At 49.8% G+C, this 20368-nt stretch carries 19 protein-coding genes; 17 read left to right on the plus strand and 2 right to left on the minus strand.

Translation table 11 applies throughout. The features are described from left to right. The first annotated feature begins 6 nt into the window (after window positions 1-6). The 5 genes from rpsA to E1H14_RS11155 all read left to right on the plus strand — a co-directional run bounded on the left by rpsA (window position 7) and on the right by E1H14_RS11155 (window position 3508). Window positions 7-1692, plus strand: coding sequence for a 30S ribosomal protein S1 (rpsA, locus tag E1H14_RS11135; protein WP_149391554.1), 1686 nt, complete (start codon window positions 7-9; stop codon window positions 1690-1692). A 79-nt stretch (window positions 1693-1771) separates the two neighbouring features. Continuing rightward, window positions 1772-2068, plus strand: coding sequence for an integration host factor subunit beta (gene ihfB / locus E1H14_RS11140; RefSeq protein ID WP_149391555.1), 297 nt, complete (start codon window positions 1772-1774; stop codon window positions 2066-2068). A gap of 15 nt (window positions 2069-2083) precedes the next feature. After that, window positions 2084-2392: a lipopolysaccharide assembly protein LapA domain-containing protein gene (locus tag E1H14_RS11145; protein WP_200834094.1), complete on the plus strand. Its 309-nt coding sequence runs from the start codon at window positions 2084-2086 to the stop codon at window positions 2390-2392. Between the two features lie 13 nt (window positions 2393-2405). Further along, the gene (gene pyrF, locus E1H14_RS11150) at window positions 2406-3110 is read left to right on the plus strand and encodes an orotidine-5'-phosphate decarboxylase (RefSeq protein WP_149391556.1); all 705 of its coding nucleotides are present in this window, start codon (window positions 2406-2408) and stop codon (window positions 3108-3110) included. 110 nt (window positions 3111-3220) lie between these two features. Further along, window positions 3221-3508 carry a ComEA family DNA-binding protein gene (locus E1H14_RS11155; RefSeq protein ID WP_149391557.1) on the plus strand — a complete coding sequence of 96 codons (288 nt, stop codon included), beginning with the start codon at window positions 3221-3223 and terminating at the stop codon, window positions 3506-3508. 77 nt (window positions 3509-3585) lie between these two features. On the opposite strand, the gene E1H14_RS11160 is transcribed toward E1H14_RS11155, so the two are convergent. Further along, entirely contained in the window at window positions 3586-4479 is an 894-nt protein-coding gene (locus E1H14_RS11160; RefSeq protein ID WP_149391558.1) for an AEC family transporter, read from the minus strand. Between the two features lie 93 nt (window positions 4480-4572). Further along, complete coding sequence (locus E1H14_RS11165; RefSeq protein ID WP_149391559.1) at window positions 4573-7398, minus strand: FAD-binding and (Fe-S)-binding domain-containing protein; 2826 nt, start codon at window positions 7396-7398, stop codon at window positions 4573-4575. Between the two features lie 191 nt (window positions 7399-7589). Between E1H14_RS11165 and pdhR the strand changes: the two genes are divergently transcribed. The 12 genes from pdhR (at window position 7590) to E1H14_RS11225 (ending at window position 20347) form a co-directional block, all read left to right on the plus strand. After that, on the plus strand, window positions 7590-8354 hold the full coding sequence (gene pdhR / locus E1H14_RS11170; RefSeq protein WP_149391560.1) for a pyruvate dehydrogenase complex transcriptional repressor PdhR: 765 nt from the start codon (window positions 7590-7592) through the stop codon (window positions 8352-8354). Between the two features lie 207 nt (window positions 8355-8561). Beyond that, window positions 8562-11210: a pyruvate dehydrogenase (acetyl-transferring), homodimeric type gene (gene aceE, locus E1H14_RS11175; protein ID WP_149391651.1), complete on the plus strand. Its 2649-nt coding sequence runs from the start codon at window positions 8562-8564 to the stop codon at window positions 11208-11210. Between the two features lie 38 nt (window positions 11211-11248). Continuing rightward, a complete protein-coding gene (gene aceF, locus E1H14_RS11180; RefSeq protein ID WP_149391561.1) occupies window positions 11249-13210 on the plus strand; it encodes a dihydrolipoyllysine-residue acetyltransferase in 1962 nt (653 codons plus the stop codon). Window positions 13211-13423: 213 nt separating this feature from the next. Continuing rightward, a complete protein-coding gene (locus tag E1H14_RS11185; RefSeq protein WP_149391562.1) occupies window positions 13424-13792 on the plus strand; it encodes a CidA/LrgA family protein in 369 nt (122 codons plus the stop codon). Then, entirely contained in the window at window positions 13779-14498 is a 720-nt protein-coding gene (locus E1H14_RS11190) for an LrgB family protein (RefSeq protein ID WP_149391563.1), read from the plus strand. Before E1H14_RS11185 ends, E1H14_RS11190 begins: the two co-directional genes overlap by 14 nt. A gap of 86 nt (window positions 14499-14584) precedes the next feature. Further along, a complete protein-coding gene (gene zapE / locus E1H14_RS11195; protein WP_149391564.1) occupies window positions 14585-15691 on the plus strand; it encodes a cell division protein ZapE in 1107 nt (368 codons plus the stop codon). 200 nt (window positions 15692-15891) lie between these two features. Further along, window positions 15892-16323, plus strand: coding sequence for a 50S ribosomal protein L13 (rplM, locus tag E1H14_RS11200; RefSeq protein WP_149391565.1), 432 nt, complete (start codon window positions 15892-15894; stop codon window positions 16321-16323). 13 nt (window positions 16324-16336) lie between these two features. Beyond that, window positions 16337-16729: a 30S ribosomal protein S9 gene (gene rpsI / locus E1H14_RS11205; protein WP_149391566.1), complete on the plus strand. Its 393-nt coding sequence runs from the start codon at window positions 16337-16339 to the stop codon at window positions 16727-16729. Between the two features lie 272 nt (window positions 16730-17001). Next, window positions 17002-17598 carry a ubiquinol-cytochrome c reductase iron-sulfur subunit gene (petA, locus tag E1H14_RS11210; RefSeq protein WP_149391567.1) on the plus strand — a complete coding sequence of 199 codons (597 nt, stop codon included), beginning with the start codon at window positions 17002-17004 and terminating at the stop codon, window positions 17596-17598. Continuing rightward, entirely contained in the window at window positions 17598-18854 is a 1257-nt protein-coding gene (locus E1H14_RS11215; protein WP_149391568.1) for a cytochrome b, read from the plus strand. The genes petA and E1H14_RS11215 overlap by 1 nt, the downstream gene beginning before the upstream one ends. Further along, window positions 18854-19624: a cytochrome c1 gene (locus tag E1H14_RS11220; RefSeq protein WP_149391569.1), complete on the plus strand. Its 771-nt coding sequence runs from the start codon at window positions 18854-18856 to the stop codon at window positions 19622-19624. Before E1H14_RS11215 ends, E1H14_RS11220 begins: the two co-directional genes overlap by 1 nt. Before the next feature lie 90 nt (window positions 19625-19714). Then, a complete protein-coding gene (locus E1H14_RS11225; protein ID WP_149391570.1) occupies window positions 19715-20347 on the plus strand; it encodes a glutathione S-transferase N-terminal domain-containing protein in 633 nt (210 codons plus the stop codon). Window positions 20348-20368 lie beyond the last annotated feature (21 nt).

Below are 20368 nucleotides of genomic sequence, written 5' to 3' on the forward strand. Positions count from 1 at the left end.
ACGCTAATGAGTGAAAGTTTTGCCCAACTATTTGAAGAAAGTCTTCAAGAACTGGAGATGGCACCCGGTTCAATTGTAACGGGTACGGTCATTGCTATCGAAAATGACTTTGTCATCGTGAATGCCGGTTTAAAATCCGAAGGTGTCATTCCTCTGGAGCAATTCAAAGATGAAAGTGGCCAATTAACAGTCGCCGTCGGTGATAAAGTTAAAGTCGCTTTAGAGTCTTTAGAAGATGGCTTCGGCTCTACTCAGCTTTCTCGTGAAAAAGCGAAGCGTGCGGAAGCTTGGCAGGTTCTGGAGAAAGCCTTTAACGATCAAGAAACCGTTAAAGGTTATATCTCCGGTCGTGTCCGTGGCGGCTTAACCGTTGATGTAAACGGAATTAGTGCGTTTCTGCCTGGATCCTTAGTGGATGTTCGCCCTCTGCGTGATACCTCACACCTCGAAGGCCAAGAGCTAGAGTTTAAGCTGGTTAAGCTGGATGCGAAAAGTAACAACATCGTGGTTTCACGTCGCGCTGTGTTAGAAGAGGCTTACAGTGAAGAGCGTGAGAAACTCCTAGAAAAAATGGAAGAAGGTCTAGTCGTCAAAGGGGTGGTCAAAAACCTCACCGACTATGGTGCTTTCATTGAGTTGGGAGGCGTGGACGGTCTGTTGCATATCACGGATATGGCGTGGAAGCGTGTTAAGCACCCGAGTGAGCTGCTGAGCATCGGTCAAGAACTGGATGTCAAAGTGCTCAAGTTTGATAAAGAGCGTAACCGTGTCTCTCTCGGCTTGAAACAGTTGCAGGAAGATCCATGGGATCAGTTGATTCGCAATACACAAGTCGGTGACAAGGTGCGTGCACGCGTTACTAACCTCACAGATTACGGCTGCTTTGCGGAAATTGGAGAGGGTGTTGAAGGTTTGGTGCACGTCTCTGAAATGGACTGGACCAACCGAAATATTCATCCATCCAAAGTTGTCCAAGTAGGCGATGAAGTGGACGTGATGATTCTGGATGTAGATCAGCAGCGTCGTCGTATCTCGTTGGGCATGAAGCAATGCACTGAAAACCCATGGAATGCGTTTGCATCACGCTTTAACAAAGGTGATCGTATTGCGGGCCAGATTAAATCGATTACCGACTTTGGGATCTTTATCGGGCTTGAAGGTGGCATCGACGGTTTAGTGCACCTGTCTGATCTGTCTTGGGATTTGCCCGGTGAAGAGGCCGTGAAGCAGTACAGCAAAGGCCAAGAGCTGGAAGCGGTGGTTTTATCTGTGGACTCTGAGCGTGAGCGAATCGCTTTGGGGATCAAGCAGATCAACTCCGATCCTTTTGCTGAGTTCTTGGATGCCCATCCAAAGGGCGCTCAAGTCAAGGGTGAGGTGATATCCGTGGATGATAAACAAGCCATCATCGCTTTGGCTGAAGGGGTTGAGGGTGTGTTGAAGGTGTCTGAAGCCGCGCGTGAGCGTGTAGACAGCCTGTCTGCGCTCTATCCTGTGGGAACTCAGGTTGAGGCGGTCATCGCGAGTGCTGATCGTCGTAACCGTAGCTTGAACCTGTCGGTCAAACAATTAAGCGCACAGGAAGAAAAGCAAGCTATGAAAAACGTACAGGAACAGGCTGTTGCGCCTGAGACCAGTGGCCCGACTACGATTGGTGATCTGATCAAAGCGCAGATGGAAAAAAACAAGTAAGTTTTTTTCTACCGACGGTCTAGATGAGCCTGCTCCAAGCTTTCTGACTTGAGAGCAGGCACTCAGCGGAGGTGTACAGATGACAAAATCAGAACTCATCGAACGTCTGATCGATCAGCATCCTCAGTTGTCAGTAAAGGATGTTGAGCTGGCTGTAAAAACCATGCTTGACCATATGACCGAAGCCTTGGCCTGTGGAGATCGGATTGAGATCCGAGGCTTTGGTAGTTTCTCCCTACATTATCGTGCGCCTCGAATTGGGCGTAATCCTAAAACTGGAGAGTCTGTCTCTCTCGAAGCCAAGTATGTTCCCCATTTCAAGCCAGGCAAAGAGATGCGTGATCAGGTGAACGAGAGTTTAAAAACTCATAACTGACGAAAGGAGCAAACAGTGCGTTTAGTAAAACGACTTATCGTCTTGGCCTTGTCCTTAGTGGTGTTGCTCGCAGGTATTTTGTTTGCGATACACAATACTGCGGCTGTGAGTATTGATTTGATCTTTATCACCCTGCCAGAAGCCAGCTTGTCCATGTGGTTATTAGGTGCGTTTGCATTGGGTGGTTTGTTGGGCGTGGTGTTAAGTTCTGTCATCATTATGACGCTGAAAACCCGCCTCTATTATCTTAAAAAGAAAATGAACGCCGCACGTGAGCAGTTGGACAGCCTGTCCGCGAATCAAGCACGTTTAGATGGGCATTAATTAAGAGTTCTGCATGATCGAAACCAACCGTATTATCGTGGCATTAGATTATCCTGATGCCACCTCCGCTCTTGCTTTGGCGCAACAATTAAATCCACAGGAGTGTCGTGTAAAAGTCGGTAAGGAGCTCTTCACCCGCTCAGGTCCTGGGGTTGTGGAAAAGCTACAAAATCTTGGCTTTGACGTCTTTCTGGATCTGAAATTTCACGACATTCCAAACACGACGGCGATGGCGGTCAGAGCGGCTGCCGAGCTGGGGGTTTGGATGGTGAACGTACATGCTAGTGGTGGCCGTCGTATGATGGAAGTTGCAGCTGAACAGCTGTTAAAAACCGGCAGCTCAACTAAGCTGATTGCGGTAACGGTGCTGACCAGTATGGAGCAAGAAGATCTGGCTGAAATCGGGTTGGATCTGCCGCCTTTGGAGCAGGTTAAGCGATTGGCGCGCTTAACCGCACAATCAGGTTTGCATGGAGTAGTCTGTTCAGCGCAAGAGGCCGCGATGTTGCGTGCTCAAGAGGGTGCGAATTTCTGCTTGGTGACTCCGGGAATTCGTCCAGCCAGTGCCGAACAGGGCGATCAGCGACGGATTATGACACCCGAAGCGGCGGTATCACAGGGTAGTGATTACTTGGTGATTGGCCGTCCTATTACGCAAGCCTCTAATCCTGCTGCAGTGTGTGCGCAAATTCATGCGCAGCTAGTCTCCTTGGCCTGAGGCAAAAAAGTCTCATTTGTTCTGTTTAAAATCTAGACAGTCCTATACTTTCCAGTTAGATTGAAAGCGTCGGTCGGAGTGCTGACGCTTATCTAACATGGAGGTTGATTATGAGCAAACGTCTCTTAACTGCTGCCCTGGTTGCAGCTGTGTCTCTCTTTAGTGCCCTGACTTGGGCTGCTGATCCTGTCAACATCAATACCGCCAGTGCTGAACAGATTGCGATGACGCTCAAGGGTGTTGGGCCTGCAAAAGCTCAGGCGATTGTTGAGTATCGTGAAGAAAAGGGTGAGTTCGTCAGTGTGGATGAGCTGACTCAAGTGCGGGGTATTGGTCCGGCAACTTTGGAACAAAATCGTGCCTTTATCGTAATTGATGATGCCGAGTCGAGTCAGTAATTCTTAAGGTTCACTCAGCCTGGGTGGTGTGGCTTCCTAGGCTGAGATTTCGCTATTTGGCCGTTAAAAGTGATGATTCATAAAATAAAAAAGAGAAGTAATGGAATGATAACAAGGCTGGCGATATTGCCTAGGAGTACGATTGAGGCTACAAGGTGTGGCTGTTGTTGGTAGCGCTCGGCAATCATGTAGTTGAGAACAGCGGGTGGCAGCGCCGCAAAAACCAATAAATAAGCAAATTGCTCAGAATTCAAATCCAGTAATGCGGCCAGCGGGAAGGCGATTAAAAGCCCTGTGAGAGGAGCTAATAGAGCGCCCCAAGCTCCGATTTTCCAGTGCGTAAAGTCTATGCCGGTCATGCGTACACCCAAGGCGAAGAGCATCAATGGAATCGCAACTTGGCCGAGCATATCCATCAGTGTACGCAGTGCTGCGGGCAGCACCCATCCTGAATAACTCCAGAGTAAACCGGCAAGCGTGGCCAGAATAATGGGCATGCGCAGTAAATTGATCAGGCGTGTTTTGGGATCCAGGATGTACATTCCCAGCGTGAAATGCAGCAGATTTTCGACAAGAAATAACACCACGGCGGCGGGCAAAGCCGCTTCACCAAAGGCTAAGACAATTAAAGGAATCCCTAGATTTCCACTATTGGAAAACATCATAGGGGGTAAGAAGGTTTTCGCTTCTACTTTTAAGATTCGACAAGCTGGCCAAAGCACGAGGCCTGAAAGAATGACGATAGCGGCCGCGGCGACGGCGAGGGTGTAATAATTCGGCAGATCAAAAGATTCAGATGACATGACTGAAAAGATGAGTGCCGGAGTAAACACATCAATATTAATCTTATTGGCTGTGCTCATATCGGTTAGGCGACGGCGTGCGTAAAAGAAACCGAGGCTTACGATCGCTATTAACGGAAAAACCGTCAGAAATACACGCTCTAATATGCTGTAGGAAGCCAGTTCCATACGTCCTTCCAAATGACAAAAAGAAACTATATCGCCAGAGCTGAGAAAAGCCAGTGTCCTGTTGTGTCGGGACACCGGCAAGAGTGGGGTGGATTAAAGCGGGTCGGCTTGTTGATCGAGTAGATAAACGATGGATTGGTAAGAAACACCGCTATGTAAGCTTAAACCCATTTCGCAGGTGCGGCTGGTGGATACACCGAGATCACAGGTCTGCACTGCAGAGGCTAGATTCCGCAACGAGGAAGCATTGAGCTCCGGTTGATTAAAACCTTTGTCGCCCGCAAAGCCGCAACAGGTAATCTCTTCGGGAAGCACAATCTGTTTGGCGCAGCGTTGGGCTAATTCAATTAAGTGCTGACCCAAGCCCATGCGTGTTGTGCTACAGGTGACATGCACCGCCAACGTCATCTCGGCCTGACGAATCTGTAGATTGGGCACGACATGTTCAGTTAAGAACTCCAGGCTATCATAGATACGCAGAGACTGTGTGTCTGCGCCGACTGCAGATTTTAATTCTAAGCTACAAGGGCTAGTGTCCGAGTAGATTGGAATACTGCCATTTTGGCTCAGTTGCTTTAGGGTAGAGATCAGCTCATCTTGTTTCACTTGAGCCAGCTCAGGTAGACCTTTTGAACGATAAGGCATGCCGCAACAGAGTTCATTTAGCGTATCTGGCAGCAACACTTCAAAGCCTGCCTTGAGGAGTAAGCGCTCGGTGACTTGGGCTAAAGACTCTTGGAAAGGTGAGTGGGGGTCTGCCCCAAAAGTACGGCTACTGCAACTGGGTAGATAGATCACCTGAGGTTTGCCAGGATTAGGTTTCACCCCCGTTTGAATCTTATCTGCTCCCTTCGGCAGATTAGGTAGCCAAAGTGGTAAGCGATCACCACTGATTTTGCGCGCGCCCTGTGTGACGAGCTGCATACGCGTTTCACCGAGCAGATTGCGTGTCTTGTCACTCAAGGATAAGAGTGTGCGTGCGATTTGTGTGGTTTGAGCAAAATGCTGGGCAGTCCAGTGAGCGATTTTAGGGCTGGAAGCGTGATAGGTTTGGCGCAGGTCGCGCGTTAAATCACCGGTATTAATGCCAACCGGGCAACTTAAGGAACAAAGGCCGCAGGCTGCGCAGGTTTCTTCGCCCTGGTAGGTGTAGTCCTGTTTAAGTTGTTGCAGTCGCTCGGGATGGTCTTGGCTGTTTTCTAGGCGCTGAATTTCACGCCACACCGCAATACGTTGCCGGGGGGTTAGGGTTAAGGCACGTGAAGGGCATTGAGGCTCACAAAAGCCGCACTCAATACAGGTATCGATGCGTTGGCTGGCGGCTGGCATCGGCTTCAGATTGGCTAGGTGCACGCGCTTATCCTCATTGAGAATCACGCCTGGATTTAAAAGATTTTCCGGATCAAACAGTCGCTTGATGGACCACATAAGTTGATAGGCATCTTTGCCCCACTCTAGCTCGACATAGGGTGCCATATTACGCCCAGTTCCATGTTCTGCTTTGAGAGAGCCATCGTATTTATGCACTACCAGCTGTGCGACATCTTCCATCAAACCTTCATAGCGCGACAGGGCTTCCGCTGTATCAAAAGCCTGAGTAAAGACAAAGTGTAGGTTACCCTCTAAAGCATGACCAAAAATCAAAGCTTCAGGATATTGCCAGCGTTGAAAAAGTTGATGAAGATCGGTGACGGCATCGGCTAAGCGCTCGACGGGAAACGCAACGTCTTCGATAATGACCGTGGTGCCTGTCTCACGCACGGCTCCGACTGCCGGAAAGAGTCCTTTACGTATGGCCCAGAGTTGTGCGCAGACTAGCGCATCCTCACTGAACTCAACAGGATAAGCGGTTTCTAAAGGCTGCAGACAGTGGATGATACTTTCGATTTGTTGGTGTAAATCCGAACATTTTTCGGCACGCGTCTCGATCAGCAATGCGGCTGCCGTATCGGGGAGTTGGCGAGCGGTGTCGGGCATGCCAGGTTTGTCTTCTACGGAACGGATGCCGGCACGATCCATTAACTCTACAGCGGCTACGGGCTGAGTTTTTAGCTGCGCAACTGCACGACAGGCCTCACCTACGCTGTTGAAAAACACCAGTGCACTGGCTTTATGAGCATGTTCGACCACGGTGCGGTAAGTGATGTTGGAAATGAAGCCTAGAGTCCCTTCTGAGCCTATCATCAGATGTTGCAAAATATCGATTGGGTCGGCGAAATCGATCAGAGAGTTAAGGGCATAGCCCGTGGTATTTTTCAGTCGATACTTATGTTCGATACGTTGTTTCAGCTCAGAATTGCTCAAGGCCGCTTGGCTGAGTTGGCGAATCCCCTCCAGTAGGTGGGCATGGGTGTTGCGGAAAATGGCGACGCTGGCCGCATCACCTGTGTCAAGCAGCGTACCGTCTGCGAGAATCATGCGCATGGAGACTAGAGTTTGATAGGAGTTCTGAGCGGTTCCGCAGCACATGCCACTGGCATTGTTGGCCGCAATTCCGCCAATCTTTGCGGCATTAATGGAAGCGGGGTCCGGTCCAATTTTACGACCGTGAGGAGCCAGCCAGCGGTTAGCTTGTGCACCGATGACTCCAGGCTGCAAGCTGATCTGCTTGGCATCGGCGCTGATGTGGTGGCCATTCCACCCATCACCCAGTTGTATCAGAATTGAGTCGGTGATGGCTTGTCCTGAAAGACTGGTACCGGCTGCTCGAAAGGTGATGGGCAGGTGCATCCGGGCGGCCAAGCGTATAGTATGTTGTACCTCAGTTTCGGACTCGACTCGTACCACCAGTTGTGGAATCAAGCGGTAAAAGCTCGCATCGGTTCCGTAAGCAAGGGTTCTCAGCGGATCACTGATTAATCTGTCTTCGGGAATATGGCGGCGGAGTTGTTCGTGAAATTCAGCATACTGAGCGTGCATAGTGAAAACCTGTGATTAGGGTTAATTGGTCTTACCAATTTTCCAAAGTATCCGGTCACTCTAAAATCGAGAAAGAATTTTGTCAATCCTGCCTTGTTTTTTCCTAGCTTCTACTTGAAGTATCTGAATAAAAAATATTTTATAATTGGTTTTACCAATTGTGTTTCAGCTTAGTGTAATGGAATTCGTCTATGACCTATCAGCGTGTCAAACAGCCTAAAATCTCTGATGTCATCATGCAGCAAATGGAAGCGATGATCTTAGAGGGTACGCTTAAGCCGGGGCAGCGTCTGCCGCCTGAGCGGGAGTTGGCCACCAGGTTCGCGGTTTCACGTCCCTCTTTACGAGAAGCGGTGCAAAAGCTGGTGGCGAAAGGTTTGCTGGTCAGTCGCCAAGGCGGTGGGACCTATGTCGAAGAAAAGCTGGGGGGGAGTTTGTCGGATCCCTTGCTGGATCTGTTTAAGCATCATCCTGAAGCGCAATATGATCTGCTTGAGTTTCGCCATGCTTTAGAAGGGGTTGCGGCGTATTATGCAGCCCTCAGGAGTACGGCGGCGGATAAGCAGGAGATACGTGCACGTTACGAAGATTTACAGCGTTACCATGAGCAGAAGGCATTTGATAAAGAAGTGGAAGCGGATGTTGAGTTTCATCTTGCGATCGCGGCGTCCACCCACAATATGATTCTGTTGCATATGATGCGCGCGCTCTTCACCTTGCTGAAGCACCATATCGGCGACAACCTGAAAAATATCTATCCCAAGGAAAACTGGCGCAGCAATATTCATGATCAGCATGGGTTGTTGCTGGATGCGATTGAAAAAGGTGAGCCTGAGCGCGCACGTCAGGCGGTACATGACCATCTTGCCTTTGTGGAGGAGGCGCTGTTGGAGCAGGGGCGCGAAAATACACGCTTAGAGCGTTCTTTGCGGCGCTCGCACCTGACTTCGAGCTAGTTTTTGTACTAAAACTACAAAATATCCGTTCATCCTTTCGGTTTATTTAGTGAATTGCGACATCTCTAGACACTTTTACTTCATTTGCGTAGTATTACTACACGAATAAGAAGGGTGCTGTGCAATGCAGCATGGAAAATTACCTGCTGGCGTCTAGGCTTTCCTGAAAGCAGGTCAACAGTGTTTGGAGAGATCAAAGTGCACGAGATGATTGAAGACGTAGATCCGATTGAAACCCAGGAGTGGTTAGACGCACTGGAGTCGGTGGCGAAAAGTGAAGGTGATGAGCGTGCGCGTTATATTTTACGTAAGCTCGGCAACAAGGCTTCTGAGATCGGCTTAGGGGCCGCAGGTGCTCTGACAACACCCTATCGCAATACTATATCTCCGCGTGATGAAGTGCGCATGCCCGGTGATTTGTTTATGGAGCGTCGTATCCGCTCCTTCATTCGCTGGAACGCCATGGCCATGGTGATGCGTGCTAACAGTAACAGCGATGCGCTCGGTGGCCACATCTCGAGCTTCTCCTCTTCCGCAACCCTGTATGATATCGGTTTTAATTATTTCTTCCGTGGCCCTGAAGGCGAGCAGGATGCCGATATGGTGTTCTTCCAGGGACATATTTCCCCCGGTATCTATGCGCGTGCTTACCTAGAAGGCCGTCTAACCGAAGAGCAGTTGGATAACTTCCGCCGCGAAGTGGATGGTAATGGTCTCTCTTCTTACCCGCATCCTTGGTTAATGCCTGATTTCTGGCAGTTCCCGACAGTTTCGATGGGCTTAGGCCCCATTCAGGCAATCTACCAAGCGCATATCATGCGGTACTTGTCAGCACGTAGTTTGATTAACCGTGGTGATCGTAAAGTTTGGGCTTTCCTGGGAGATGGTGAGTGCGATGAGCCTGAATCTCTGGGCGCGATTTCCCTAGCAGGTCGTGAGCACCTGGAAAACCTCGTTTTTGTGGTGAACTGTAACCTGCAGCGTTTGGATGGACCGGTGCGTGGTAACGGTAAGATCGTGCAAGAGCTGGAGGGGATTTTCCGGGGTGCTGGCTGGAACGTCATCAAATGTCTTTGGGGTCGTCATTGGGATCCGTTGTTTGACAAGGATGATAAAGGCCTTTTGCAGAAGCGTATGGATGAGGTCTGTGATGGTGAATTGCAGAACTATAAAGCCAATGGCGGGGCTTACACGCGTGAGCATTTCTTTGGCAAATATCCTGAACTCTTGGAAATGGTTAAGGATATGTCCGATCAGGACATCATGAATCTGAATCGCGGTGGTCACGACCCTTATAAGGTGTATGCGGCTTATCAGGCAGCTATGACGCATAAAGGGCAGCCAACTGTGATTCTGGCGCAGACCGTGAAGGGCTATGGCACGGGCAAATCGGGTGAGGCGAAAAATGATACCCACTCGATGAAAAAGGTTGCACTCGAGGATCTTAAAACCTTCCGTGATCACTTTAATATCCCGCTGACGGATGATCAGTTGGAAACGGTGCCTTATTACCGCCCATCTCCGGATTCGCCTGAGATGAAGTATATGTTTGAACGACGTAAGCAGTTGGGTGGTTTCTATCCTGTACGCCGCACCGAGTTCCAGAAGCTTGAAACACCTGAGCTGGAAGTATTTAGCGCGCAGCTTAAAGGCACTGGGGAGCGTGAAATCTCCACCCAGATGGCGCTGAATCGTGTGATGAGTACTCTGGTTAAGGATAAAAATATCGGTGAGCGTGTAGTGCCGATTGTACCGGATGAGGCGCGTACCTTTGGTATGGAAGGGATGTTCCGCCAACTGGGTATTTATACCTCTCAAGGGCAGCGCTACACGCCGCATGATCGTGATCAGATCATGTTTTACAAAGAGTCCAAGACAGGCCAGATACTGGAAGAAGGAATCAATGAGTCCGGTGCCTTCAGTGCTTGGCTGGCCTGTGCGACCTCTTATAGCAACAATAATTGCCCGGTGATCCCTTTCTATATTTTCTATTCCATGTTTGGTTTCCAGCGTGTGATGGATTTGACCTGGGCAGCAGGGGATTCGCAGGCACGTGGATTCTTGATAGGTGCGACCTCAGGTCGTACGACGCTAAATGGAGAGGGCTTGCAGCATCAGGATGGCCATAGTCACCTGATGGCGCAGATGATCCCGAACTGTGTCAGCTATGATCCGACCTACGGCTATGAATTGACGGTGATTATTCAGGACGGTTTGCGTTGTATGTATCAGGAGCAGGAAAATCGCTTCTATTACATCACAACGCTGAATGAAAACTATCAGCATCCTGATATGCCTGCAGGTGCCGAAGAAGGCATCATCAAAGGTATGTACTTGTTGGATGAAGGTAAGGATGCAGAACTAAAAGTACAGCTTTTGGGTTGTGGTTCGATTCTGCGTGAAGTGCGTGAAGCGGCGCTGATTCTGCGTGATGAGTATGGCATTGAGTCGGATGTCTGGAGTACGACCTCGATCAACGAATTGCGTCGGGATGCCCAGGCTGTCTATCGCTGGAATATGCTGCACCCTGAGGATGAGCCGCGAGCTTCTTACCTAGAAACCTGTCTGCAGGGACATGAAGGTCCAGTCATTGCGTCTACGGATTATATGCGTCTTTATGCGGATCAGTTGCGTGAGTATATCCCGCGTCGCTACAAGGTGCTGGGTACCGATGGATTTGGTCGTTCAGACAGTCGCGCCAAACTGCGTGAATTCTTTGAAGTGAACCGTTATTACGTTGTTCTTGCTGCCCTCAAGGCGCTGCAAGAGGAAGGCAAAATTCAGGCCTCCGTGGTCGCTAAGGCCATGCAGAAATTCAATATCAATCCGGATAAGCCCGCCCCCTGGACGGTGTAATCGGTGAATGTCTGTAGCCAACGCGAGAGGATAAGATTGTGAGCAAACAAACAATAACGATTCCGGATTTGAGTGGTGCATCCGATGTGGATGTGATTGAAGTGCTGGTCAAGGTGGGTGATCGCATCAGTGAAGGCGATAGTTTGATTACCCTAGAAACCGACAAGGCTTCGATGGAAGTGCCTGCTACCACGGGGGGTGTGATCACTGCGATGTATGTTAAAGAGGGTGATCAGGTCAATGAGGGTGATCAGCTTTTAGAGCTGGATGTTGCAGAGGGTGCGGCAGCTGTAGTCGCAGAAGTGTCTGCTGCTGTGCCAGTGAATGCACCTGTGGAAGCGGCATCTGCACCTACAGTGGTCGCATCGCAGCAAGAAAAAGTGTTGATTCCCGATCTGAGCGGTGCCACCGATGTGGATGTCATTGAAGTCTTGGTAAAGGTGGGGGATCAGATTGAGGAAGGCGATAGCCTGATTACGCTGGAAACCGATAAAGCCTCTATGGAAGTGCCCGCGCCGGTTTCTGGAGTGATCACGGCCTTGCATATCAAGGTCGGCGATCAGGTGAATGAAAATGATCTACTGCTTGAGGTGTCGGTAGCCGGTAGCCCGGTTGCGACAACGATGCCAGCGCGTGAGCAGGGGGCGAGTGAATCCGTAGTGGCGCCTGTCGGTGCGGTGCCTGCAGCCTTCGCACCTGCGACACAAGCGGCTCTGGAAAAGGTCCTGATTCCTGACCTGAGTGGTGCATCCGATGTGGATGTCATCGAAGTAATGGTCAAAGTCGGTGACTCCATTCAAGAGGGCGATAGTCTGATCACCTTGGAAACCGATAAGGCCTCCATGGAGGTGCCAGCTCCAGTCTCTGGTGTGATTACCGCTTTGCATATCAAAGTGGGTGATCAGGTCAGTGAAAACGACCTGCTGTTGGAGGTGCAAACGCAGGTGTTGGCCGCGGCTGCGCCGGTAGATGCACCGGTTGTCGCGCCTTCAACGACCCCTGTGGCGGCTGCACCCGCTGCTGTAGCGCAAGTACCTGCCGCCGCGCCTGCGCCGGCTAATCTAGCCTCTTTAGAAAAGAGTAATCGTCAGGTACATGCCGGTCCTGCAGTACGTGCGTTGGCGCGTGAGTTTGGTGTGGATCTAGCGCTGGTTAAGGGCTCAGGACCCAAAAACCGTGTACTGAAAGAAGATGTTCAGCTCTACGTTAAATCGGCTCTGAAACAGTTGGCCGAAACGCCTAAAGCGGCTGTTGCGGTGGGTTCGGGTATTCCGGCTATCCCTGCAGTGGATTTCAGTCAGTTTGGTGAGATTGAAAAGGTCAAACTGAGCAAAATTGATAAGTTAACGCGTGATAATATGGCGCGTTGTTGGCTGAATATTCCACATGTCACACAATTTGATGATGCGGATATTACGGAGCTGGAAGCGTTCCGCAAAGAGGTTAAGGACGAAGCCTTGAAGTCTGGAGTCAAGCTGACGCCTCTGCCTTTCTTAATCAAGGCCGCTGCTTTGGCGTTGACGCGTCACCAGAAGTTTAATGCATCCTTGGATGCCGATGGTGAACATATTGTTTATAAAAAATATGTCAACATCGGTTTGGCTGTGGATACTCCGAATGGATTGATGGTGCCTGTGATCAAAGATGCGGATAAAAAGAGCGTCTATGCACTATCGATTGAAGCGGCTGAGTTGGCGGCTAAGGCGAAGGATCGTAAGCTCAAACCCAACGAAATGCAGGGCGCTTGCTTCACCATCTCCAGCTTAGGTGGAATTGGAGGTAAGGGATTTACACCGATTGTGAATGCTCCTGAGGTGGCGATTCTGGGTGTGTCGAAAGCGGATATTCAGCCACGCTGGAATGGCCAGACATTCGAACCGCGTTTGATGCTGCCTTTGTGCTTGTCTTATGACCATCGTGCGATCAACGGAGGGGATGCCGGACGCTTCCTGACCGAGTTGAACGCACTGTTGAGTGATATACGCCGACTCTTGTTGTAAGGTTGAATCTCTCTTCTTTGTAAAGGCTCCCTTAACACGGAGCCTTTTTGCTTTTAGACCTTTAATACTGTGGTCTGAGCTTTATTGAGAGCAATCAATCGATAGAAAAGGCTCACCTTAGAAAAGCTTTCGGGTAAGATGCACACCGAAGTTGCGCGGTGAAAAGGTCAGACCAAGCGTTTAAATCCTATCTGCTTTGAGTTGAGGTGATCTGTGTTAGTTGGTTTTATCCTGCTGATGTTATGTCAGCTGCTCGGTGAAATACTGGTTGTAGTCAGTGGTTTGCCGGTACCGGGGCCGGTCGCGGGGATGTTGATTCTTTTGATTGGATTGATGATTCACGGTGAGGTGCCGGAAAGTTTACGTCTACCCGCCGAGGGTTTGATTCGTCATCTTTCTTTGTTGTTTATCCCGGCAGGGGTGGGCTTGTTGGTACATCTGGAGCGTTTGGCGCAGGAGTGGTGGATTCTGGCTATATCGCTAGTGGTGAGTACTTTGGTCACTTTGGTGATCACTGCATGGTTGATGCAAAGATTGCAGAAAAAGCAAGATGGAGCTGAGGTGATGCATGGAGATCAATAATTTCTGGGTTTACTTTGCGGCTCGGCCACTTTTTTGGATTCTAGTGACACTCACTGTGTTTCAACTCGCTTTATGGTTGAACAAAAAAGCGCGAGGTCACTCGCTGGCGCATCCGGTCATGATCTCTCTGACCTTGATTATTCTGCTCTTGCTCCTCACCGAGACGGATTATGATACCTATTTCGAAGGGGCGCAGTTCATTCACTTTCTGCTTGGGCCGGCTACCGTGGCACTCGCCATTCCACTTTATGATCACTTTGCGCGTATTCGGCGTATGCTGTTGCCGATTCTGGTCTCCTGCCTGGTGGGTAGTGTGACTGCGGTGATATCGGCGGTGGGGATTGCTTGGTTGTTGGGTAGCTCGACCCCGATGTTATTGTCTTTGGCACCCAAGTCTGTGACCTCGCCGATTGCGATAGGCATCGCTGAGCAAATCGGTGGCTATCCATCCTTGGCGGCGGGTTTGGTGCTGATTACAGGGGTGATTGGCTGTTTGTTGGCGCCAAGTGTTTTTCGGATCCTAAAAATTCAAGATGATAGCGTGAAGGGGTTTGCTTTAGGTTTGGCTGCTCATGGTTTTGGTACGGCTTATGCGTTGCAGATGAGTATGCTGGCGGGCGCATTTGCGGGCCTGGCGATGGGTTTAACTGGTGTGTTTAGCTCTTTCTTGGTGCCTTTGGTCGTGCGCTTGGCGGGATTGGGGTGATGCCACAAATGAATAATTGCAAGCTCAACGGTCACGCAGTAAAGTGCGGCGCTGTATGGCTAGCAGGCAAAAGGTAACAGGATTCTATGACACCCTTAGAGCGTTACAAAAAAGACTTGGAGCGTGAGGACTTCTCCTACGATCCGACACAGGAAATGGCAGTCAAGCATCTGCAGCGTCTTTACGACGAGCTGATTGCAACCGATAACTCGCCTGTCCCGAGTCTGATTCGCCGCTTGACCGGAAAAATCCGCAAAGAAACGCAGGAGCCGTTGCGTGGGTTGTATTTCTGGGGAGGTGTCGGGCGCGGTAAAACCTATCTCATGGATACCTTCTACGATAGCTTGCCTTTTGAACGTAAGATGCGCACGCACTTTCATCGCTTTATGCAGCGTGTTCACGGTGAACTAAAGCAGCTAGAGGGCACCAAAAACCCCCTGGTTGAGATCGGCAAAAAATATGCTCAAGAAGCGCGCATTATCTGTTTTGATGAGTTTTTTGTATCGGATATTACCGATGCCATGATTCTGGGTGGTTTGTTGGAGCAGTTGTTTGCTAATGGGGTCAGCTTGGTGGCGACCTCAAATATAGTGCCGGACGGTTTGTATAAAGACGGCTTGCAGCGTGCGCGTTTTTTACCTGCTATCGCGCTGCTGAACAAATATACCGAAGTCGTTAATGTCGACGGTGGTGTCGACTATCGTCTGCGTGTCTTGGAGCAGGCGGAGCTTTACCATTATCCATTGGATGATCAGGCGGATATCAGTCTGAACAAGAGCTTTGAAAGCTTGGCGCCGGATATTGAAGAAGCACAAGATGACCAACTGGTGGAGGTGAACGGCCGCCATATTCGTGCGCGTCGAGTCTGTGAAGATGTTGTCTGGTTTGATTTTAAGGATCTGTGTGAAGGGCCGCGCTCGCAGAATGATTACATCGAGCTTGCTAAGGTCTATCACGAGGTCTTGCTGAGTAATCTGCCACAGTTAGGGCGTCATAACGATGATGCTGCGCGTCGGTTTATAAATCTGGTGGATGAGTTTTATGACAGCGGTGTGAAGTTGATCATCTCGGCGCAAGTGTCGATCCATGATCTTTATACTGAGGGGCGTTTATCGTTTGAGATAGAGCGTACCAAGAGCCGTTTATTGGAAATGCAGTCACATGAGTACTTGGCGCGCGAGCATCGCGCATAGGGCTTAAATGAGGCATATAGGGTCGTAAAAAAGCGAGTCGAAAGGCTCGTTTTTTTATATAGATACCTCTATAATGCGCGCTCCCATTTTTTGGGGTTGTGAAGGTTGCTCACATTCTGTGAGCCAACGAATAACTATAAGGTAAGTCGGGACCGTTGTTAAAAACGGAAAGAGACTTAACGAGTTAAGGTAATTAAGCAATGAAAACTACTGTTAGCGCTAAGCCAGCCGAAGTTAAACGCGACTGGTACGTTGTGGACGCAGAGGGTAAAACCCTGGGTCGTCTGGCAACTGAAATTGCACGCCGTCTGCGTGGCAAGCATAAGCCTGAATATACTCCTCACGTTGATACGGGCGACTACATTGTTGTCGTTAACGCTGAAAAAGTGAACGTGACGGGTAACAAGCGCAATGACAAGATGTACTACCGTCATTCTGGTTTCCCGGGTGGTCTTAAAGAAGCAAACTTCACTAAGATGATCCAGACTTTCCCTGAGCGCACCATTGAGTTGGCTGTTAAAGGCATGCTGCCAAAAGGCCCATTGGGTCGTTCTATGTACAGCAAGCTGAAAGTGTATGCGGGCAACACACATCCGCACGCAGCTCAGCAACCTAAAGAACTGAATATCTAAGGGGAAGGCGAAGATGTCTACAACTCAGTACTACGGCACTGGCCGTCGCAAAACTTCAACTGCTCGCGTCTTCCTGCGTCCAGGCACTGGTAAAATCACCATCAATCAGCGCACGATGGAAGAGTATTTTGGTCGTGAAACGGCTCGTATGATCGTTATGCAGCCACTGCAGTTGACAGGTAACGTTGAAAAATTCGACGTTTATGTCACTGTTGCAGGTGGTGGTGGTTTCGGTCAGGCGGGTGCGATCCGTCACGGTATCACTCGTGCGCTGATGGAATATGATGAAACTCTGCGCCCAGCACTGCGTGAAGCAGGCTTCGTAACGCGTGACTCGCGTATGGTTGAGCGTAAGAAAGTGGGTCTGCGTAAAGCACGTAAGCGTCCACAGTTCTCCAAGCGTTAATTTTTTCGTCCAGATTATCTGGCGAAATCCAAAAACCCGACTTGCTTTGCAGTCGGGTTTTTGCGTTTAAATGGACTGAATTTAAACGAGAAATCTGTAATGGGATCAGGATCGTAGACTAAAGGCACACAGGAATTCACCTTGTATAAATTGGGTATTTTCTTTAATATTTGCGCCATTTAGAGAATCCTGAATTTGGGTTTTTAATGACTGGCGGCAGGACTTCTGTGCATTAGTGCAGCGGAAATGTCGAATACGTGGAGATGAAGTTGATGAGCAATGACGGCGTGAACAAAGGCCGGCGTCGCCTGCTGATCGGTGCTACATCTGCCCTTGGGGCAGTGGGTGCGGTCGGTGTAGCGGTGCCGTTTGTAGCGTCCTGGCATCCAAGTGCGAAAGCCAGAGCGGCGGGCGCACCTGCGCGGGCAGATATCAGCAAGCTGGAGCCGGGTCAGCAAATGATCGTTGAGTGGCGTGGACGTCCGGTCTGGGTTGTACGTCGTAGCGAAGAAGCCTTGGCTAACCTGGCAAAGCTGAATGATCGTGTGGCGGATCCGGAGTCGCGTCGAGCTGAACAGCCCGACTATATCCCGAATACGCCGGAGCGTGCTTTGCGTCCGGATATCATGGTGATGGTGGGTATCTGTACGCATCTGGGTTGCTCACCAACCTATCGTCCTGATATTGCACCTGCGGACCTGGGCAGCGAGTGGTTAGGTGGCTTCTTCTGCCCTTGCCACGGATCACGTTTCGACTTGTCAGGTCGTGTCTACCGCGCAATGCCGGCACCGACTAACCTGGTGATTCCACCGCATTCCTATCAGGATGAGAACACTCTCGTCATCGGTATAGATCAGGAGGCAGTATAATGGCTGGCCACCGTAATAAAGGTAATCCGGGTCTGATGGGCTGGATTGATGATCGTTTTCCTGCGACCGCGCTTTGGGAAGATCACCTGTCTAAGTACTATGCACCCAAAAACTTTAACTTCTGGTATTTCTTCGGTTCTCTGGCGTTGTTAGTGCTGGTCAATCAGATTATTACCGGTATCTGGCTCACCATGAGCTATAACCCATCCGACGAGGGTGCGTTTGCATCTCTCGAATACATCATGCGTGATGTTGAATATGGTTGGCTGTTACGTTATCTGCACTCTACCGGTGCCTCAGCTTTCTTCGTGGTTGTTTATCTGCATATGTTCCGTGGCATGATGTATGGTTCATACCGTAAGCCGCGTGAGTTGGTGTGGATCTTCGGTATGACAATCTACCTGGTATTGATGGCGGAAGCTTTCATGGGCTACCTGCTGCCATGGGGTCAGATGTCGTATTGGGGTGCTCAGGTAATCGTTTCTCTGTTTGGTGCCATTCCAGTTGTGGGTGCGGATCTGCAGCAGTGGATTCGTGGTGATTACTTGATCTCTGGGATCACGCTGAACCGTTTCTTCGCGTTGCACGTTGTGGCGCTGCCGATCGTCCTGTTGGCGTTGGTCGTACTGCACATCATTGCTCTGCATGAAGTGGGTTCAAACAACCCAGATGGTATCGAAATCCATGATAATCTGGATGAGAATGGTGTACCTAAAGATGGTATTCCTTTCCACCCTTATTACACCGTTAAAGATATTGTGGGTGTGGGTGTCTTCCTGTTTGTCTTCTCAATCGTTGTTTTCTTCTTCCCAGAAGGGGGCGGTTACTTCATTGAGCGTCCAAACTTTGAACCGTCTAACCCGCTGAAAACACCAGACCATATTGCACCGGTTTGGTACTTCACAGCCTTCTATGCGATGCTGCGTGCGGTGACCTTTAACCTCTTCGGTCTGGATGCAAAATTCTGGGGTGTTGTGGTGATGGGTGCTGCGATTGCGATTCTGTTCGTACTGCCTTGGTTGGATCGTAGTCCAGTTAAGTCAATGCGTTACAAGGGTATCATCAGCAAGCTGTTCCTCGCCGTCTTTGCAGTGAGTTTCGTGATCCTGAGTATTTTGGGTGCTTTGCCATCAACGGATGGTCGTACCCTGGTCGCTCAGATCTGTACGGTTCTGTATTTTGCGTTCTTCCTGCTGATGCCGTTCTACACCAGAATGGAAAGCACTAAACCGGTTCCGCAGAGGGTGACAGGCTGATGAAAAAATATTTAATTGCACTCTTATTGGTGCTGATGCCTGCGGTTGTGCAGGCAGCTGCAAGTCCTTATCCGCTGGATAAGATGAAGCCTAATCTGCGTGATCAGGAGTCTCTACAGCGTGGTATGGCGCTGTTCGTGAACCGTTGCATGGGCTGCCACTCTATGGAGTATCAGCGCTTTGCACGTACGGCTGACGATCTCGGCCTGCCGCATGATCTGGTCGAAGACTACCTGATCCTGGGTGAGCATAAGATCAATGATCTGATGACCATTTCTATGGATAAGGGCGATGCCGCAGGTTGGTTTGGTGCTCCGCCACCGGATCTGACGCTGAGCGCACGTTTGCGTGGTACAGACTGGTTATATACCTATCTGCGTAGCTTCTACCGCGATGAGGCGCGTCCTTGGGGTGTGAATAACGCTCTGTTCGCAGACGTGGGTATGCCAAATGTGTTGGAAGATCTTCAAGGTGCTGTGGTGAATAACTGCACCATTGATGAGCTGATGGAACGTGGAAACCGTGGAACTTTAGATCCTCTGACCGGTAATCGTAGTGGTCAGTGTATGACGGTTCAGGCGAACACGGGATCTATGAACTCCGCAGAGTTTGATCGTGCCATTTATGATCTGGTCAACTACATGGCCTACGTGGGTGAACCATCACGCTTGCAGTCTGAGCGTATTGGTACCTTCGTTTTGATCTTCTTGGCGATCTTTACATTTGTTGCTTATCTATTGAAACGTGAATTCTGGCGCGATATTCACTAATCAATTTATTAAGCATCTCTCAAAGCTACGCGACTCTTAAGGGTCGCGTAGATTTTTTGTTTATAGCTCTATACAGAATGAGGTAAACCGATGGGAGTGGTGACAAAGCGTTCCTCCATGACCTTTTTCTCCGATGGCGATGATCATTATAGCCATCGTGTGCGCATCGTTTTGGCTGAGAAGGGTGTGGCGGTCGATATCGTCGATTGTAAAGTTGAGGATATGCCGGAAGACCTGGTGGGGCTGAACCCTTACAACAGCTTACCGACATTGCTGGATCGTGATTTGGTGCTCTATGAGTCGGGTGTCATGATGGAGTATCTGGATGAGCGTTTCCCGCATCCTCCTTTGCTCCCTGTGTATCCTGTTGCACGTGCAGAAAGCCGTCTCTACATCTACCGTATTCAGCGTGATTGGGGTCGTTTAGTGGACACAATTCTGTCTGCTGAAGCCGATCCTGATGAAGTTGAGCGTTGCCGAAAAGAGTTGCGTGATGGGCTGGTCTCGATCGCACCGATTTTTGCAGACAAGCCTTATTTTATGAGTGATGAATTTACGCTGGTAGATTGCTGCTTGGCGCCTGTGTTGTGGCGTTTGCCGGTCATGGGGATTGAGTTGCCTAAGCCTCAGTGTAATCCACTTTATGCGTATATGAAGCGTCTGTTTGAGCGTGAGTCTTTCCAGGCTAGCCTCTCGGATGCCGAGCGTGAAATGCGCGATTGATCGTCTTTAAGTAAGATCTTA

Origin of the sequence: Nitrincola tapanii (assembly GCF_008368715.1) — a bacterium.
GTDB classification, from domain to species: domain Bacteria; phylum Pseudomonadota; class Gammaproteobacteria; order Pseudomonadales; family Balneatricaceae; genus Nitrincola; species Nitrincola tapanii.

Bases quoted from the DNA above. Each gene is read 5' to 3' on its own strand.
- zapE (WP_149391564.1), top strand. From the start codon at position 14,585: ATGACACCCTTAGAGCGTTACAAAAAAGACTTGGAGCGTGAGGACTTC.
- petA (WP_149391567.1), top strand. From the start codon at position 17,002: ATGAGCAATGACGGCGTGAACAAAGGCCGGCGTCGCCTGCTGATCGGT.
- ihfB (WP_149391555.1), top strand. From the start codon at position 1,772: ATGACAAAATCAGAACTCATCGAACGTCTGATCGATCAGCATCCTCAG.
- pyrF (WP_149391556.1), top strand. From the start codon at position 2,406: ATGATCGAAACCAACCGTATTATCGTGGCATTAGATTATCCTGATGCC.
- E1H14_RS11155 (WP_149391557.1), top strand. From the start codon at position 3,221: ATGAGCAAACGTCTCTTAACTGCTGCCCTGGTTGCAGCTGTGTCTCTC.
- rplM (WP_149391565.1), top strand. From the start codon at position 15,892: ATGAAAACTACTGTTAGCGCTAAGCCAGCCGAAGTTAAACGCGACTGG.
- E1H14_RS11160 (WP_149391558.1), bottom strand. From the start codon at position 4,479: ATGGAACTGGCTTCCTACAGCATATTAGAGCGTGTATTTCTGACGGTT.
- rpsI (WP_149391566.1), top strand. From the start codon at position 16,337: ATGTCTACAACTCAGTACTACGGCACTGGCCGTCGCAAAACTTCAACT.
- rpsA (WP_149391554.1), top strand. From the start codon at position 7: ATGAGTGAAAGTTTTGCCCAACTATTTGAAGAAAGTCTTCAAGAACTG.
- pdhR (WP_149391560.1), top strand. From the start codon at position 7,590: ATGACCTATCAGCGTGTCAAACAGCCTAAAATCTCTGATGTCATCATG.
- E1H14_RS11220 (WP_149391569.1), top strand. From the start codon at position 18,854: ATGAAAAAATATTTAATTGCACTCTTATTGGTGCTGATGCCTGCGGTT.
- aceE (WP_149391651.1), top strand. From the start codon at position 8,562: ATGATTGAAGACGTAGATCCGATTGAAACCCAGGAGTGGTTAGACGCA.
- E1H14_RS11165 (WP_149391559.1), bottom strand. From the start codon at position 7,398: ATGCACGCTCAGTATGCTGAATTTCACGAACAACTCCGCCGCCATATT.
- E1H14_RS11190 (WP_149391563.1), top strand. From the start codon at position 13,779: ATGGAGATCAATAATTTCTGGGTTTACTTTGCGGCTCGGCCACTTTTT.
- E1H14_RS11225 (WP_149391570.1), top strand. From the start codon at position 19,715: ATGGGAGTGGTGACAAAGCGTTCCTCCATGACCTTTTTCTCCGATGGC.
- E1H14_RS11215 (WP_149391568.1), top strand. From the start codon at position 17,598: ATGGCTGGCCACCGTAATAAAGGTAATCCGGGTCTGATGGGCTGGATT.